This is a genomic window from Nonomuraea sp. LP-02 (assembly GCF_036289125.1).
Classification (GTDB): domain Bacteria; phylum Actinomycetota; class Actinomycetes; order Streptosporangiales; family Streptosporangiaceae; genus Nonomuraea; species Nonomuraea bangladeshensis.
The window spans coordinates 2,235,728-2,249,523 of record NZ_JAXCLK010000001.1; the positions used below are offsets into that span (position 1 = coordinate 2,235,728).

The 13,796-nt window shown below is 74.1% G+C and carries 15 protein-coding genes; 9 read left to right on the plus strand and 6 right to left on the minus strand.

Features of this window, described 5'->3' with window-relative positions; translation table 11 throughout:
* Positions 1 to 16: 16 nt before the first annotated feature.
* Positions 17 to 1,231 (minus strand): oxygenase MpaB family protein, encoded by a 1,215-nt coding sequence (locus SMD20_RS10310; RefSeq protein ID WP_329578237.1) that lies wholly within the window; start codon positions 1,229 to 1,231, stop codon positions 17 to 19.
* A gap of 159 nt (positions 1,232 to 1,390) precedes the next feature.
* Here SMD20_RS10310 and SMD20_RS10315 point away from each other — a divergent pair, with 159 nt between their 5' ends.
* The 4 genes from SMD20_RS10315 (at position 1,391) to SMD20_RS10330 (ending at position 4,921) form a co-directional block, all read left to right on the plus strand.
* Positions 1,391 to 2,071, plus strand: a complete 681-nt coding sequence (locus SMD20_RS10315; protein ID WP_329578240.1) for a TetR/AcrR family transcriptional regulator — start codon at positions 1,391 to 1,393, stop codon at positions 2,069 to 2,071.
* A gap of 198 nt (positions 2,072 to 2,269) precedes the next feature.
* Positions 2,270 to 3,220 carry an arabinan endo-1,5-alpha-L-arabinosidase gene (locus SMD20_RS10320; protein WP_329578243.1) on the plus strand — a complete coding sequence of 317 codons (951 nt, stop codon included), beginning with the start codon at positions 2,270 to 2,272 and terminating at the stop codon, positions 3,218 to 3,220.
* Positions 3,221 to 3,318: 98 nt separating this feature from the next.
* Positions 3,319 to 4,488 carry an MFS transporter gene (locus SMD20_RS10325; protein ID WP_329578245.1) on the plus strand — a complete coding sequence of 390 codons (1,170 nt, stop codon included), beginning with the start codon at positions 3,319 to 3,321 and terminating at the stop codon, positions 4,486 to 4,488.
* A gap of 70 nt (positions 4,489 to 4,558) precedes the next feature.
* On the plus strand, positions 4,559 to 4,921 hold the full coding sequence (locus SMD20_RS10330; RefSeq protein WP_329578248.1) for an anti-sigma factor antagonist: 363 nt from the start codon (positions 4,559 to 4,561) through the stop codon (positions 4,919 to 4,921).
* 1 nt (position 4,922) lies between these two features.
* Here SMD20_RS10330 and SMD20_RS10335 read toward each other — a convergent pair whose 3' ends face one another.
* Together SMD20_RS10335 and SMD20_RS10340 are read right to left on the minus strand one after the other, a co-directional pair.
* Positions 4,923 to 5,915, minus strand: a complete 993-nt coding sequence (locus SMD20_RS10335; RefSeq protein WP_329578251.1) for a magnesium and cobalt transport protein CorA — start codon at positions 5,913 to 5,915, stop codon at positions 4,923 to 4,925.
* Positions 5,916 to 5,945: 30 nt separating this feature from the next.
* The gene (locus SMD20_RS10340; RefSeq protein ID WP_329578253.1) at positions 5,946 to 8,249 is read right to left on the minus strand and encodes a WD40 repeat domain-containing protein; all 2,304 of its coding nucleotides are present in this window, start codon (positions 8,247 to 8,249) and stop codon (positions 5,946 to 5,948) included.
* A gap of 208 nt (positions 8,250 to 8,457) precedes the next feature.
* Between SMD20_RS10340 and SMD20_RS10345 the strand changes: the two genes are divergently transcribed.
* The 4 genes from SMD20_RS10345 (at position 8,458) to SMD20_RS10360 (ending at position 11,234) form a co-directional block, all read left to right on the plus strand.
* A complete protein-coding gene (locus tag SMD20_RS10345; RefSeq protein WP_329578255.1) occupies positions 8,458 to 8,955 on the plus strand; it encodes a hypothetical protein in 498 nt (165 codons plus the stop codon).
* Positions 8,956 to 8,991: 36 nt separating this feature from the next.
* A complete protein-coding gene (locus SMD20_RS10350; RefSeq protein ID WP_329578258.1) occupies positions 8,992 to 9,405 on the plus strand; it encodes a hypothetical protein in 414 nt (137 codons plus the stop codon).
* 58 nt (positions 9,406 to 9,463) lie between these two features.
* Positions 9,464 to 10,330 (plus strand): aldo/keto reductase, encoded by an 867-nt coding sequence (locus SMD20_RS10355; RefSeq protein ID WP_329578261.1) that lies wholly within the window; start codon positions 9,464 to 9,466, stop codon positions 10,328 to 10,330.
* A gap of 106 nt (positions 10,331 to 10,436) precedes the next feature.
* A complete protein-coding gene (locus SMD20_RS10360; protein ID WP_329578264.1) occupies positions 10,437 to 11,234 on the plus strand; it encodes a hypothetical protein in 798 nt (265 codons plus the stop codon).
* Here SMD20_RS10360 and SMD20_RS10365 read toward each other — a convergent pair.
* From SMD20_RS10365 to SMD20_RS10375, 3 genes are all read right to left on the minus strand, one after another.
* Entirely contained in the window at positions 11,224 to 11,676 is a 453-nt protein-coding gene (locus SMD20_RS10365; protein WP_329578266.1) for a hypothetical protein, read from the minus strand. The two genes, SMD20_RS10360 and SMD20_RS10365, sit on opposite strands and share 11 nt — an antisense overlap.
* Positions 11,677 to 11,785: 109 nt before the next feature.
* The gene (locus SMD20_RS10370) at positions 11,786 to 12,226 is read right to left on the minus strand and encodes an SRPBCC family protein (protein WP_329578267.1); all 441 of its coding nucleotides are present in this window, start codon (positions 12,224 to 12,226) and stop codon (positions 11,786 to 11,788) included.
* A gap of 243 nt (positions 12,227 to 12,469) precedes the next feature.
* Positions 12,470 to 12,691 (minus strand): hypothetical protein, encoded by a 222-nt coding sequence (locus SMD20_RS10375; RefSeq protein WP_329578270.1) that lies wholly within the window; start codon positions 12,689 to 12,691, stop codon positions 12,470 to 12,472.
* Positions 12,692 to 12,771: 80 nt separating this feature from the next.
* On the opposite strand from SMD20_RS10375, the gene SMD20_RS10380 reads away from it, so the two are divergent.
* Positions 12,772 to 13,782: a hypothetical protein gene (locus tag SMD20_RS10380; protein WP_329578272.1), complete on the plus strand. Its 1,011-nt coding sequence runs from the start codon at positions 12,772 to 12,774 to the stop codon at positions 13,780 to 13,782.
* The last annotated feature ends 14 nt before the right edge of the window (positions 13,783 to 13,796 follow it).

Genomic DNA, 13,796 nt, shown 5'->3' on the forward strand with positions numbered 1-13,796 from the left:
TCTTCGGGTCCTGACGTCAGGAGGGGCGGTTGCTGTCCGGGATCTCGATGCTGATCGGCCGCGCCTCGGACAGGAAGAGCAGCGCCGCCTTGCGGAGGAACTCGTCGAAGAGCCAGTACGCCTCGGGCGCCAGCGGGAACGGCAGCAGGCCCTCGCGGACGGCGATGAAGGGCCCCCAGGCGACCTTGAGCAACGGGTCCCAGATCGGCTCCCTGCCGATCTTCAGCCAGTTCGCGATCTGGTCCCCCAGCATGAAGCGGGTGAACGCGCCGAGAATGGGCTTGCTGAGGATGCCGGCGTCGACGGACGAGCCGAGGTTGAGCAGGATGTCGGCGAGCTTGATGCCCTCGGGCGTCGGCGCCAGGATCGGGGTGAGCACCTGCGCGGCCTGGCTGTTGGCCTCGGCCCAGGAGGCGGGGATGTACTCGTCCTTGATGCCGAGCATGTGCGCGCCCACCTGCCAGGAGTGCAGGAACGCCGCGGACTCGTTGGAGGGGATGGGCACCTTCCAGGCGACCAGCTTCTGCATGACGGTCGTGGGCAGGCTGTGCCAGGTGACCATCATGTCGCGCTGGCTGATCGGGATCTCCTCGTCGGCGACCTGCGACCAGTAGGGCGACTGCGGCAGCAGGTGCCGCACCGCCGCGTGCACCAGCCGGGTCTTGACGGCCGTGACGATCATCTCGCCGTCGGGCCGGTAGGCGTTGGTCGAGCCGATGTCGTAGCCGAGCTTGGCGGTCTTGGAGATGCGGTCCTTCATGTCGGCGCCGCCCTGCGAGTAGTAGACCGCGCGCGCCTCCTTGGGGATGACCGTGCTCATCATGCCGCTGGCCAGGCCGTACAGGACGCCCAGGTAGAGCCCGCGTTTCTTGTTGAACTCGACGGCGAGGTCGAGTTTGCCCTGGTCGGCCCATGCGGGCAGTTGCCGGGCGCGCTCCATGAAGTCGCGCAGGTCCGCGGGGAGGCCGGCCGGGAGCGGCTGGCCGTTCTTGGTCCAGGTGCGCAGCAGCGTGTTGACCCGGGTGACGTCGCCGCGGTCGAGCAGTGAGGCGACGAGCGGGTCGGCCTCCTCGTCCCAGACCCAGCGCGGGTCGAGGCCCGCTCCGGTGCCGGCCACCGAGCCGGTGGGCGACCAGGTCCACGCGTGTGCCGGGCTCGCGATGCTGAGCGCGCCCACCGCGCCGAGCGCGCCGCCCGCCTTGAGAATGTTGCGCCGGCTTAATCCGTCCATTGCCGCTGTTCCTCCTTCTCCCGAGGCCGGGGGGAGTGCCTTCTGATACGGTGAAACAACGTACGATTCTGCGTATCATCAGAGCACACCGTGACGGACATCACAAGACCGCGACCGCGGCTGTTGGCGCTTGAGGCAGAATCAGGACAGGAGGTGATCGTGGAATCTGTGCTGTCCGGCCTCTCGACGCCATCCGAGTCGGAGTCGTTGCTGGAGCGCGCTTACCTTGATGCGGTCGAGCAGGTCGGCGACACCGACGAGCTGCGCGGGCGCATCCTCGACGCGGCCTACGAGCAGTTCAGCCGCATGGGCATCCGCCGCTCCACGATGGAGGACGTCGCCCGGCGGGCGAAGGTCTCGCGGATCACCGTCTACCGGCGTTTCGCCACCAAGGACGCGCTGGTCGAGGACGTGGTGCGGCGCGAGTTCCGCCGCTACTTCGACCAGTTCCTCATCGACATCGAGCGCGCCGGCACCCCCGCCGAGCGGGTGGTCCTGGGCTTCGTGAGCTCCCTGCGCGCGATCCGCGGCAACCCGCTGATCGGCGGGCTGATCGACGTGGAGCCCGACCTGCTGGTCCCCTCCATGGTCAGCGACGGAGGGCGGACGCTCGCCGTCGTCCGGCAGTTCGTCGCCGGGCAGCTCCGTCGCGAGCAGCGCGCCGGGCACGTGCGCGCCGACCTCGACATCGAGCTCGTGGCCGAGCTCATGGTCCGGGTGTCGGCCTCCTTCCTGGCGATCCCCAGCGAGATCGTCGACCTCGACGACGACGCGCAACTCGCCTCCGTGGCCAGACGCTTCCTGGTCCCGATGCTGCACCCGCCGCCGGACGGGGAGTGACGCCGGCTCCGGCCATGAAACTTTCGGCCCGCGCGCGGCGGGCCGTACCCGGCGTGACCTCAGGCGAGGCGCCGTCCGGGCGGGGCGGTCGGGCCGGCCGGGATTGACCGGGTCCGGCGAGGGCTCTTAGCGTCTGCTCTGCCCCCGGACCTCACACAGATGGGTGGAAGCATGAAAACCACGCAGTCAATCCGGCGCATGATGTTAGCGCTAACATCGATGGTGGCGCTGGTGCTCGGGCTCGCCCCGCCGGGGTACGCCGCCGCCTACCCCGGCCCCGGCGTGGTGACCGGCGACATCGGGGTGCACGACCCCTCGGTGGCCCGCCGCCCCGGCGGGGGCTACCTGCTCGCCCACACCGGCGACAACATCGCGCTGAAGACCTCCGCCGACCGCACCGCCTGGCGCAACGCCGGAGTCGTGTTCCCGAACGGGGCGCCCTGGACGACCTCCTACACCGGCGGCGGCCGGAACCTGTGGGCGCCGGACATCTCCTACCGCAACGGGAAGTACTACCTGTACTACTCGGCCTCCACCTTCGGCTCGAACAACTCGGCGATCTTCCTGGCCACCAGCACCACCGGCGCGTCCGGCTCGTGGACGAACAACGGGCTGATCATCTCCACCAGCTCCTCCAGCACCTACAACGCGATCGACCCCAACCTGCTCGTGGACGACCAGGGACGCTGGTGGCTGAGCTTCGGCTCGTTCTGGACCGGCATCAAGCTGATCCAGCTCGACCCCAGCACCGGCAAGCGGCTCGACGGCACGGTCCGCGGCATCGCCCAGCGGCCCGGCAGCACCGCGATCGAGGCGCCGTACATCTACAAGCACGGCGGCTACTACTACCTGTGGGTGTCCTTCGACGCCTGCTGCCGCGGCGCGGCCAGCACGTACCGGATCATGGTGGGCCGCTCGGCCAGCGTCACCGGGCCCTACCTCGACCGCAACGGCGTGGCGATGACCTCAGGCGGCGGCACCCAGGTGCTGGCCGGCCACGACTCGGTGCACGGGCCCGGCCACCAGGCGGTCTTCGGGGACGTCGACGGCGACATCCTCGTCTACCACTACTACGCCGACAACGGGACGGCACTGCTCGGCATCAACAAGATCGGCTACGACGCGGCCGGCTGGCCGTACGTGTACTGAGCCGGAGGGCAGGCGGGGCGGTTTGTCCCCGTTAGTATTCATTCGTACGCCGATGCCCACGCCTGCCCCCCGGAGAGCCCTCGTTGATGGACCTTGCCATGCGCCGGCGCAGGCACGCGCTGTTCCTGCTGTTCTTCCTGCCGGGCATCGCGATGTCCTCGTGGGTGACCCGCACCCCCGACATCCGCGACCGGCTGGAGGCCTCCACCGCGCAGATGGGCTGGATCCTGTTCGGCCTGTCGCTGGGCTCCATGATCGGCATCCTCCTCTCCGGGCGCCTCACCTCCCGGTACGGCACGAGGCCCGTCATCGTCACCGGCTCCCTGGCGATCATCGCGAGCCTGGCCGTCATCAGCGCCGGCGTCCTCCTGGCGTCCGTGCCGCTGGTCACGGCCGGCCTGGCCGCGTTCGGCGCGGGCATCGGGGCCGGTGACGTCGCCGCGAACGTCGACGCCACCGACGTCGAACGCGCCACCGGCGTCACGACGATGCCCACCCTGCACGGCTGCTTCAGCCTCGGCACCGTCGTCGGCGCCTGCGCGGGCATCGCGGCCACCGCCGCCCGCCTCCCCGTCCACTGGCACCTGGCCGCCGTCACCCTGATCTCGGTCGCGATCTTCCTGTACGCCGCCCGCTCCGTCCCCGCGGGCACCGGACTCGGGACGCCCGGCGAGGCCGGCGAGTCCGGTCCGCGGCCGGCGGTGTGGAAGGACGGCAGGCTGCTGCTGATCGGCGCCATCGTGCTGGCCATGGCGCTCGCCGAGGGCGCCGCCAACGACTGGCTGCCGCTGCTCATGGTGGACGGGCACGGCCTCGGCACCGCGGCCGGGTCCCTCGTCTACGCCGGGTTCGCCGCCGCCATGACCGCCGGCCGGTTCGGCGGGGCGTACTTCCTCGGGCGGTTCGGCCGCACGGCGGTCATCCGCGCCAGCGCCGTCTCGGGGGCGCTCGGGCTGCTCCTGGTGATCTTCTCCGACAGCGCCCTGCTGGCCGGGGCGGCCGTGCTGCTCTGGGGGCTCGGCGCGGCGCTGGGCTTCCCCGTCGCGCTGTCGGCCGCCGGGGAGAGCGGGCCCGACGAGACCGCCCGCGTCAGCCTGGTGGCCGTCATCGGCTACGTCGCCTTCCTCGTCGGCCCGCCCGGCCTCGGGTTCCTCGGCGAGCAGTGGGGGCTGCGCGCGGCCATGCTCGTGGTGCTCGCCTTCGTCGTCTCCGCCGTCTTCCTGGCCCCCGCCGTCGACACCCGCCGCCCCCGTTCCGTCGCCGCGTGACCTGCCTGTTGGGTAACGATCGCCGCGACCCCTGATGCCGGGCGGGACCGCGACCACTACGATGACAGCCATGATCGCGCAGGACGGTGAGAGCGACCGGCCGAGGAGCCTCACCCTGACCTCCAGGGTCGTCGACGACATCACCGTGATCACCGTCGACGGGCTGCTCGACGCCACCACGCGCGAGGAGTTCGCGGAGTTCCTCTCCCAGGCCGGTCCGGCGCTGATCCTCGACCTGGCCGGGGTCACGTTCATGGACTCGCGCGCCCTGGGGCTGATCGTGCACCGCTGGCAGACGGCGCTCTCCTCCGGCGGCGGGTTCGCGCTCATCGGCGTCGACTACGCCCGCGCCCGGGTGATCTGGATCACCGGTCTCGCCGACCGCCTGCCGCTCTACGAGAGCCTGGAGGCGGCTCTGGCCGCCCTCGCCTGATTCACAGCCAGCCGCTCCCCCGCAGCAGCCGGTACACCACCGCCACCGCCACCGCCATCGTCCCCAGGCACAACGGGTAGCCGTACGCCCAGTGCAGCTCGGGCATGTGGTCGAAGTTCATCCCGTACACACCGGCGATCAGCGTGGGGACGGCGATGAGGGCGGCCCACGAGGAGATCTTGCGCATGTCGGCGTTCTGCTGCATGGCGACCTTGTTCTGCTCGCTGCCGACCAGCGCCAGATGGGCGCTGAGCGCGCTGGACAGCAGCTCGTTGTGCTCGTCCACCTTGCCGTCCACCCGCAGCAGGTGGTCCAGGACGTCGCGGAACAGCTCCCGGTTGCCCGCGCACAGCTCCACCCGGCCCTTGACGATCTCCTCCAGGACCGGGATGAGGGGGTCCTGCGCGGTCCGGAACTCCAGCACCTCCCGCTTGAGCGAGTAGATGTCCTCGGTCACGTCGGACTGCTCGCCGCTGAACACGCGCCGCTCCAGCGCGATGAGGTCGTGCTCGACCTCGTAGGAGACCAGGGAGTAGGTGTCGACGACCGCGTCGCAGATCGCGTACATGACGCCCGCCGGGCCCGCGGCCAGCAGGCCGGGGTCCGACTCCACGCGCCGGCGCACCCCCTTCAGCGGGTTGGCGCCGCCGTGGCGGACGGAGATGACGAAGTCGGGGCCGAGGAACAGGTTGATCTCGCCGACCTCGATGTCGGAGGTCTCCTCGACGTACAGCAGCGTCTTGAGCACCACGAACAGGGTGTCGTCGTAGCGTTCGAGCTTGGGCCGCTGATGGGCCTTGATCGCGTCCTCCACCGCCAGCGGGTGCAGCCTCACCTCGGTGCTGATCAGGTCGAACTCCTCCTGCGTGGGCTCGTGCAGGCCGATCCACAGGAAAGCGCCGCCGCTGGTGCGGGCGGCGCTCCAGGCGTCGCTGATGTCGCCGGTGATGGTCTCGCGGGTGCCGTCGCGGTAGATCGCCTTGTCCACAATCACAGCGAGCATTCTCGCGCGGCCCGCCCCCTGTCAGGGGCAGAGGTCCCGCCGGTAGGGCGGGCCGGGGACACGGGCGGACCACTCGGCGGGCGTGAGGGCGCGGGCCGCCTGCGCGCAGGCCGTGGCGACGGGGTCGGCGGCGAGGGCGGCGGTGTCCCACCGCCACAGGGCGTAGGAGTCGCCCCGCACGTCGGCGCGGTCGGCGGCGGCGGCCAGCAGGGTGCGCCCGTCCGGGGCGAAGGCCAGCGCGGCCACCGCGCCCCGGTGCCCGGCGAGCGGCGGGCCCAGCGGGCGGCCGGTGGGCACGTCCCAGAGCCGGACCGTACGGTCGCCGCCGCCGGTGGCGAGGACCGTGCCGTCCGGCGCGAACGCCACGGCGTCCACCGGCCCCGCGTGACCGGCGAGAAGCCGGCCGCGCCCGGTCGCCACGTCCCACACCCGCGCCGTACGGTCCGCGCCCCCGGAGACCAGCGTGGTCGGGGCGGAGGGGGCGAAGGCCAGGGCGGTGACGACACCCGTGTGGCCGGGGAGCGTGGCTCTGCGGCGGCCGGTGGCCACGTCCCACACCAGGACGGGACCGGCCGACGTGCCCACCGCGAGCAGCGCGCCGTCGGCGCTGAACGCCGCCACGACCGGCTCGCCCTCCCCCGCCAGCGTCCGCCCGGACCCGGTCCCGCCCAGGGTCCAGACGCGTACCTCGCTGCCGGAGACCGCGGTGACGAGGAGCCGGCCGTCGGGGCTGAAGGCGAGCGGGCGGCCCCTGACGGGCGGCGCGCCGGCGGGCCCGCCGCGGATCGTGACGTCCCTGCCGTGGGCAGGGTCGTCGAGGCCGGAGGCGGCCAGCGTCCGGCCGTCGCGGCTCAGGGCGAGGGCGTCGACGGGGGTGTCCCTGCGGATCGCCAGCCGCCCGCCGGGCAGGGGCCCGCCCGCCGTGTCCCAGGACCGCGCGGAACCGGTGTTCCAGGACCAGAGCCGGCCAGGGCCCGGGCGCGTGGCGTCGTACGGCTGGATCACCAGCCGGGACCCGTCGGCGCTGAGCACCGCGCGGGAGGTGTCGGGGGCGCCGGGCGCGGGCCGGTCGGCGGGGACGGGGCCGGGCAGGGTGAGGAGGCGGGTGCGGGCGCGCGGGAGGCGCCACAGCCGTACGGTGGCGTCGACGCCCGCGCTGGCCAGCGTGGCGCCGTCCGGGCTGAACGCGACGGCGGTCACCGCGCCGGTGTGGCCGGTCAGCGGGTCGCCGAGGGGCGCGCCGGTGGCGGCGTCCCAGAGGCGGACCGTGCGGTCCCCGGAGGCGGTGGCCAGGATCGCGCCGTCCGGGCTGAACGCGACCGCGGTGACGGGGCCGGCGTGCCCGGCCAGGGGCCCGGCGGCGGGGCGGCGGGTGGCGACGTCCCAGATCTGGGCCTGCTCGCCGCCGGTGCTCGCGGCGAGCAGCCGGCCGTCGGGGCTGAACGCCAGCGCGGCGGCCCCGGCGGCGGTCCCAGCGGCGGCGGGCCGCAGCGGGTCGCCGGTCAGCAGGCCGGACGCGGCGTCGAAGAGGCGGACGGGGCCGCCGAAGTAGGCGACGGCCAGCAGCGTCCCGTCCGGGCTGAACGCGACCGGTCCCGGCGTGCCCTCCAGCGTGCGCAGGGCGGCGACGGGCGCGGCGGCGGCCGGGTCCCAGAGCCGGGACTCCTCGAAGAGCGTCCGGGTGGTGGCGAGGAGCGTGCCGTCCGGATGGTACGCGGCCCAGGAGCGCGACGCCTTCCTCGTCTCGCCGCCGATGCGGCGGGCGCGGGTGGCGGTGTCGAAGAAGTGCACCCGCCCCCAGGTGTCGGCCACGGCCAGTTCGCGGCCGTCGGGGCGGTAGGCGAGCGCCGTTCCGCTCGCGCCGTCGTCGCCGGGGATCGGCCAGGTCGCGGGGGCGAGGCTCCTGGCGTCCCAGACGCGCAGCAGGTCGTCGCGGCCGGACGCGGCGACGTACGCGCCGTCCGGGCTGAACGTCACGGCGTCCACGTCGGACGGGAAACCGCGCAGCACCGCCAGCTCGGGCCGGGCCACGGCGGCACGGACGGCGGCGCGCGTCCACGGCGACGGCGGGACGATCCGGGCGGCGGCGACGGCGAGCAGCCGGGCCGTCTGGGGGTCGGTCACGGCCAGGCTCGCGCTCTCGGCCATGAGCGCCCGGCTGAGCGCGACGTCGCGGGCGGCTTCGGCGCGCTCGCGCTCCTCTGCGGCGGTCGTGGCACGTACGAGCAGGCCGGCCGCCAGCACCACGAGGACGGCCACCACCACGCCCAGCACGACGACCTGACCGCGGCGGCGGTCCTGTGCCGTGAGCGGGACGCGGGCCATCGCGGACCTCCACCACGCGCCGACGGGGGCCACCCGCCACGGTAGACCAGCACGGCGGGAACGCTCCACCCTCTTAGCCGGACATAGCACCACATGGACTGTTAGCCGGAATCAAGGCGTTCGCAGGCGGTTGATACGGGTCGGCAAGCGGGTTGAAATCGGTCCCCCGCATTCTGTGGTCACCGCCTCCCCAGGAAGGACGCTCCTCATGACCGCCGCCCGCGCCCTCGCCGCCCTCGCCGTCACCGCCACCTCCGCCGCCATCCTGATGACCCCGGCCGCCGCCCAGGCCGCCACCGCCCAGCCCGCCACCGCCGCCGCCCAGTCGGCCCCCATCACCTGGGGCCCGTACTACGCGCCCGGCAAGGCGGCCAAGGCCGCCGGCAAGCTGACCGCCACCGGCGAGGACCACGCCGACCTGCCCACCGCCGCCGTCGTCACGATCTCGGGCACGGTCCAGGACTCCACCAAGTCCGCCTCCTGCGGCTGGGCCGTCTTCCGCGTCACGTACCGCTCCGGCAGCAACCTGCCGAGCAGGAACCACTGGGTGCGCGACTGCTCCTACCGCACGCCGAAGCACTTCTCCGTCAAGCACCACGACGTCTACCAGGTCGAGCTCAAGGTCTGCTCGGAGGCCAAGGCCGCCAAGCCGTCACTGAACTGCCTGTACGCCGGCACCTGGAAGACCCTCTACCTGTCCAAGTGAGGCGTGGGACGGCCGCCTCCGGGTAGCCGCCGGAACGTGAATCACGACGGAGAGACACGGCGGTTCGCCTTCGCCTTCGATGACCGGTACCGGCCGCTGCTGCGCCTGCTGGGCATCAGGCCGGACACCTGCGAGCTGACGCTGAGCGCGGATGTGCTGCGGGTCCGGTTCGGGCCCTGGCTGGTGCTGTCGCCGCGCGCGAACGTGGCCGGCGCGGAGTTGTCGGGGCCGTACTCGGCGGTCAAGGCGATCGGGCCGCACCTGTCGCTCGCGGACGGGGGCCTCACCTTCGGCAGCAACACCCGACTGGGGGTGTGCATCCGGTTCCGCCGGTCGGTGTCGGGCAGCGAACCGCTCGGCGTGCTACGCCATCCCGCGCTGACGGTCACCGTCGAGGAGCCCGCCCGGCTCCTCGACGAACTGCGGGCCACCCAACGGGCCGCCCGATAGACCGCCCCGTGAGCGCCCGGCTTGACCTGGAGCGCGCTCCAGCGGACAGGGTGGTCCCATGCACAACGCCATGAGGACCCGTACCCTCGCGAACCGGCAGGTCAGTGCCATCGGGCTCGGCGCCATGCCGATGTCGGTGGCCGGTCACATGCCGGACGAGGACCAGTCGATCCGGACCATCCACGCGGCCCTGGACGCCGGTGTCACGCTCATCGACACGGCGGACGCGTATACGCCCTCGCACACCGACGTGGGACACAACGAGCGGCTGGTCGCCCGCGCCCTGTCCCTGTGGCCGGGCGACGCCGCCGCCGTGCTCGTCGCGACCAAGGGCGGCCACACCCGGACACCCGGCGGGTGGGACGTGGACGGCAGCCCCTCCTACCTCAAGCGGGCCTGCGACCGCTCGCTGAAGACCCTCGGCGTGGACGCCATCGGCCTCTACCAGCACCACCGGCCCGACCCGCAGGTGCCGTACGAGGAGACGATCGGCGCGCTGAAGGACCTGCACGACGCCGGCAAGATCCAGTTCGCCGGGATCTCGAACGCCGACCCCGCGCAGATCAGGCTCGCCCACTCCATCCTCGGCGACCGGCTGGTGAGCGTGCAGAACGAGTTCTCGCCGCGGTTCCGCTCCAGCGAGCCCGAGATCGACGTGTGCGCCGAGCTCGGCATCGCCTTCCTGCCCTGGTCGCCGCTGGGCGGGATCGGGCGTACCGGGGAGCTGAGCAACCACCCCGCCTTCCACGCGATCGCCGGCGAGCGCGGTGTCTCGCCGCAGCAGGTCTGCCTCGCCTGGGAGCTGGCCCGCAGCCCGGTCGTCATCCCGATCCCGGGGGCGAGCCGCCCGGAGACCATTCTCGACTCGGTCGCCGCGGCGGAGCTGGAGCTCACGGAGGAGGAGCTGGCCCGCCTCAGCGCTTGATCGACTTCACGCCGGACCGCCGATAGGGTGAGCGCCCGACCTCCGCTCACCCCCTCGGACGTGTCCCGTGCCGCCTCGCCGCCGCTCCGCCGTGCTCGCTCTGATCGTGACGGGTGTCTATGTCGCCGGGGTGGCCGTGGCCGCCGCCGTCGCGGCGGTCACCGGCGACCTGGACCCGCTGTGGCGGCTGACGATCACGGAGGAGCCCGACGCCGGCGCGACGGGCTCCGACGTGCTGATCGCCGCACTAACCGCCGTCCCCTGGGCCTGGGCCCTGTGGCAGGTCCTGCGCGGTCCCCTGGAGACGGCGCCCCGCGACGAGCAGGAGCCGAGGGTCCGGCGGGCGCGGTTCACCCTGTACGCCGCCGCGGCCACCACGCTGCTGCTCCACCCGCTCCCGTCGCCGTGGCCGTGGTGGGCGGATGTGATCAGCGCGCTGTCGATGTGGGCGGTCGCCGTGCTGATCCACCCCGTGCTGGTCCGCCCGGTGCTGCGGCCCCGGCTCAAGGGGGCGGAGCTGATCAGGACCGCGGGCGCGGTGGGGTTCGGGGGCACGACGGTCGTCGCGCTGCTGGGCCTGATCAGCCTGCCCGGGCTCGACTTTCTCTACCTGGTGATCGCGGTGGCGACCCTGGCCTGGACGGTGCTGGTGCTGCGGGCGCAGCGCGACGACGGCCGCTGGCGTCCCGGCACGGTCACCTGCGGCGTCGCCGCCCTGGTGACGCCGTGGCTCGCGCTGCTGGTGCCGGCCGTCCTCGCGATGTCGGGCACGCCGGTCGCGTACGATTCGGCCCTGGTCGGCGGCCTCGGGGCGCTCACCGGGGCGCTGCAGGTGGTCTGGCTGGCCCGCTCCGGCCACGACCTGGCGGCACCCGCCTCCCGTCCGGTCCCCGTCACAGGATGACGCGGCCGACGAGCTCGCCGCCGTCGGCCCGGACCGCCAGGCAGTACGCGGTCCGGTAGCGGGGCCAATCCGCCTCCTCCGGCACCAGCGCGGCCACGGTGAGCTCCGCCCTCCGCTCGGGCACGTACCGCATCCTGGGCGCGCATCCCTCGCGGGCGAGCAGGTCCAGCGCCTCCTCGCCCGGCCACGGCTGGTCGGGCACCACGTACGTGGTGGCGTACTCCGCCGCGTGCGGCTCCGAGCAGGAAGCGAGCGTCACGACGAAGCTCTGGGGCATCGGCGCGAGGCAGTCGCCCGGCCGCAGTTCGGAGGCGTGCAGCTGCTCCACGCCCGGCTGCGCCGCCCCCGCGGACGCGGAGACGGCCGAGGGCGCGGGCGCGGCGGCGCAGCCCGCGAGCACACCCGCCAGGAAGGCGGCCACGGTCAGGTGACGGGGGGTCATGCGCCGGATCGTGGCAGGCGCACATCACGAGTTGATCGCCGTCGCGGCTCGGTCGGGCGGCCGTCACCGCACCCGCGGCGCGCCGCGCCTGTGCGCCGCCCTCAAGGGCTCAGAGGGCGGGAGCACGATCGGCGAGGATGCCGGCGCGGGCGAGCTGCACCCCCCGGGCCTGGCGGGCGGCGTAGCCGAGCAGGGGGCCGAAGGCGGCCCGCAGCCGCAGCTCGTCGGTCACCTCGGTGCCGCCGTCGCGGGCGGTCAGGCCGAACCGGTACGCCAGCCGGATCCCGCCGGGGCTGTCCACCTCGCCCTCGACGGCGTCCTCGGTGGGCCGCAGCGTGACCTTGAGGAGGTTGTCGTAGCGCAGGAAGCCGAGGAAGCGGAAGCGCTCGACGCTGACGTAGTGGATCAGACCGGCCTCGCGCCGCACGTCGCGCACCTCGACCACCAGCGGCGACAGGCCGATGTAGCTGGCCGGTTCGCTCAGGTGGGCCCGTACCGCGTCGGGCGGGGCGGGAACATGGAACGTGTTGCGCAGCAGGGTTTCGGGCACCGCTCACCTCGGCTCGGGGGAAGAGGTTCCCAGCTTGGCGGGGTCGCCGTCTCCTGTCCAGACGGCCGCGCCGGACCGGTGGACGAATTTCGGCATCCTGCCCATGCGCGGAAAGAACGGCCGTTACCCTGCTGTCGCGGTGCGCGATCCCCCTGTCACCGTAGGTGAGGAGCAGTCGGTGCGACGGTCCGTCAGAGACAGCAGGAGCCTGGCGCGGCCGTACCGCGACCTGGTGTGGCTCGCCTACCTGGTCCTTCCGCCGTCCGCCGGGGAGGAGCGCAGGCTGGTGCTCGCGCACCGGCTCGCCGCCGCCGGGCTGGCCCGCCATCGGGGGCGCGACCAGGCGCGGCTGCGCCGGGCGGTGCTGAGGCGGGCGCTGCGGGCCCGGATCCTGCCCTGGTCCGGCCGGCTCCCGCGGCTGGAGGTGGTGCCCGCGACCACCCGGGGCGCCGACGCGGCCTTCACCGAGGAGCTGATGGCGTTGCGGCCGGGGGCGCGGGCGGCGTACGCGCTGCTGCGGCTGGAGGGGCGGCCCGCCCGGCGAGGTGGCCGCGCCGGGCGCCTGGCGGCGCAGCACCGAGCTGGACCTGTCCACGTGGGAGCCGCGCGGCGCGCTCACCGGCGACGCCGCCCTCGTCGCCCGCGCCCTGCGCGCCTGGGGGCGGCGCACCGGTCAGCTCCTGTACGCCGGGCGCGTGGACGGCGCGACCGTGGTGCTGGCGCGCGACGGGGAGCAGGTCGCCCGCTACACCGAGGCGGGCGGGCCGGGCAGGCTGGAGGTGTTCCCCGCGCCGCGCGCCAGGCCCGGCGGCGCGGCCCCGCTCACGCTGCGCGCCATGGCAGCGGGCAGCCGCTACCTGGTGCCGCCGTGGGTGCGCGAGATGTCGGCCGCGCCGCTGTCCGGCCGCTCCCCCGCGTGGCGGGCGGTCGGGATCGAGGACGGGGTGACCGCGCCGGTGCCGGCGGCAGGCGGGCGGTGCCTCCGGGGGCCGGTGCTGCGGCTGCGGGCGCCGGAGATCGCGCCCGGCGTGCCGTACACGATGCTCGATCTCGGTGGGATCTCCCCCGCCGAGGCCCGCTACCGGCCGCCGGAGGGCGGCTCGCTGGACGGGTTCGGCGTCTGGAAGGGGCTCGGCTGCGCGGTCGAGTGGCCGGCCGGCGGCGCCGAGGTCGCGGCGGCGTGGGAGTTCTGGCGCGGCGCGCTGCCCGAGGGGGCGCGCGGACGCTGGATCTGCCTGCGGCTGGCGGACGCGCGCGGCGGGAGCCTGGTACGGGGCGTGCTGTTCAGCACCCATCGCGGGCGTACGTCCGCCCTGCGCACCGGGGGCCGGAGCGGCACCTGGGACTGCAGCCGGCTCCGGCGCGACGTGGTGGCCGGCGCGTGGTGGCGGGCGCCCTCCGGCCGGCACTACTACGTCGCGGCCGGGAGCCGGCGGGTCGCGCGGATCACGCTGGACGGGCGGACGACGCCGGGCCCGTACGCGGTGACCCGCACCCGCGTCGCCGCCCTGTCGGCGGCCGGCGAGCCGGGCGAGGAGGTCGCCGTCCTCCGCTGACGGCGGCGGCCGCG

Coding starts and splice junctions, on each gene's coding strand:
- SMD20_RS10310 (WP_329578237.1), bottom strand. CDS start 1,231: ATGGACGGATTAAGCCGGCGCAACATTCTCAAGGCGGGCGGCGCGCTC.
- SMD20_RS10320 (WP_329578243.1), top strand. CDS start 2,270: ATGATGTTAGCGCTAACATCGATGGTGGCGCTGGTGCTCGGGCTCGCC.
- SMD20_RS10325 (WP_329578245.1), top strand. CDS start 3,319: ATGCGCCGGCGCAGGCACGCGCTGTTCCTGCTGTTCTTCCTGCCGGGC.
- SMD20_RS10330 (WP_329578248.1), top strand. CDS start 4,559: ATGATCGCGCAGGACGGTGAGAGCGACCGGCCGAGGAGCCTCACCCTG.
- SMD20_RS10340 (WP_329578253.1), bottom strand. CDS start 8,249: ATGGCCCGCGTCCCGCTCACGGCACAGGACCGCCGCCGCGGTCAGGTC.
- SMD20_RS10345 (WP_329578255.1), top strand. CDS start 8,458: ATGACCGCCGCCCGCGCCCTCGCCGCCCTCGCCGTCACCGCCACCTCC.
- SMD20_RS10355 (WP_329578261.1), top strand. CDS start 9,464: ATGCACAACGCCATGAGGACCCGTACCCTCGCGAACCGGCAGGTCAGT.
- SMD20_RS10365 (WP_329578266.1), bottom strand. CDS start 11,676: ATGACCCCCCGTCACCTGACCGTGGCCGCCTTCCTGGCGGGTGTGCTC.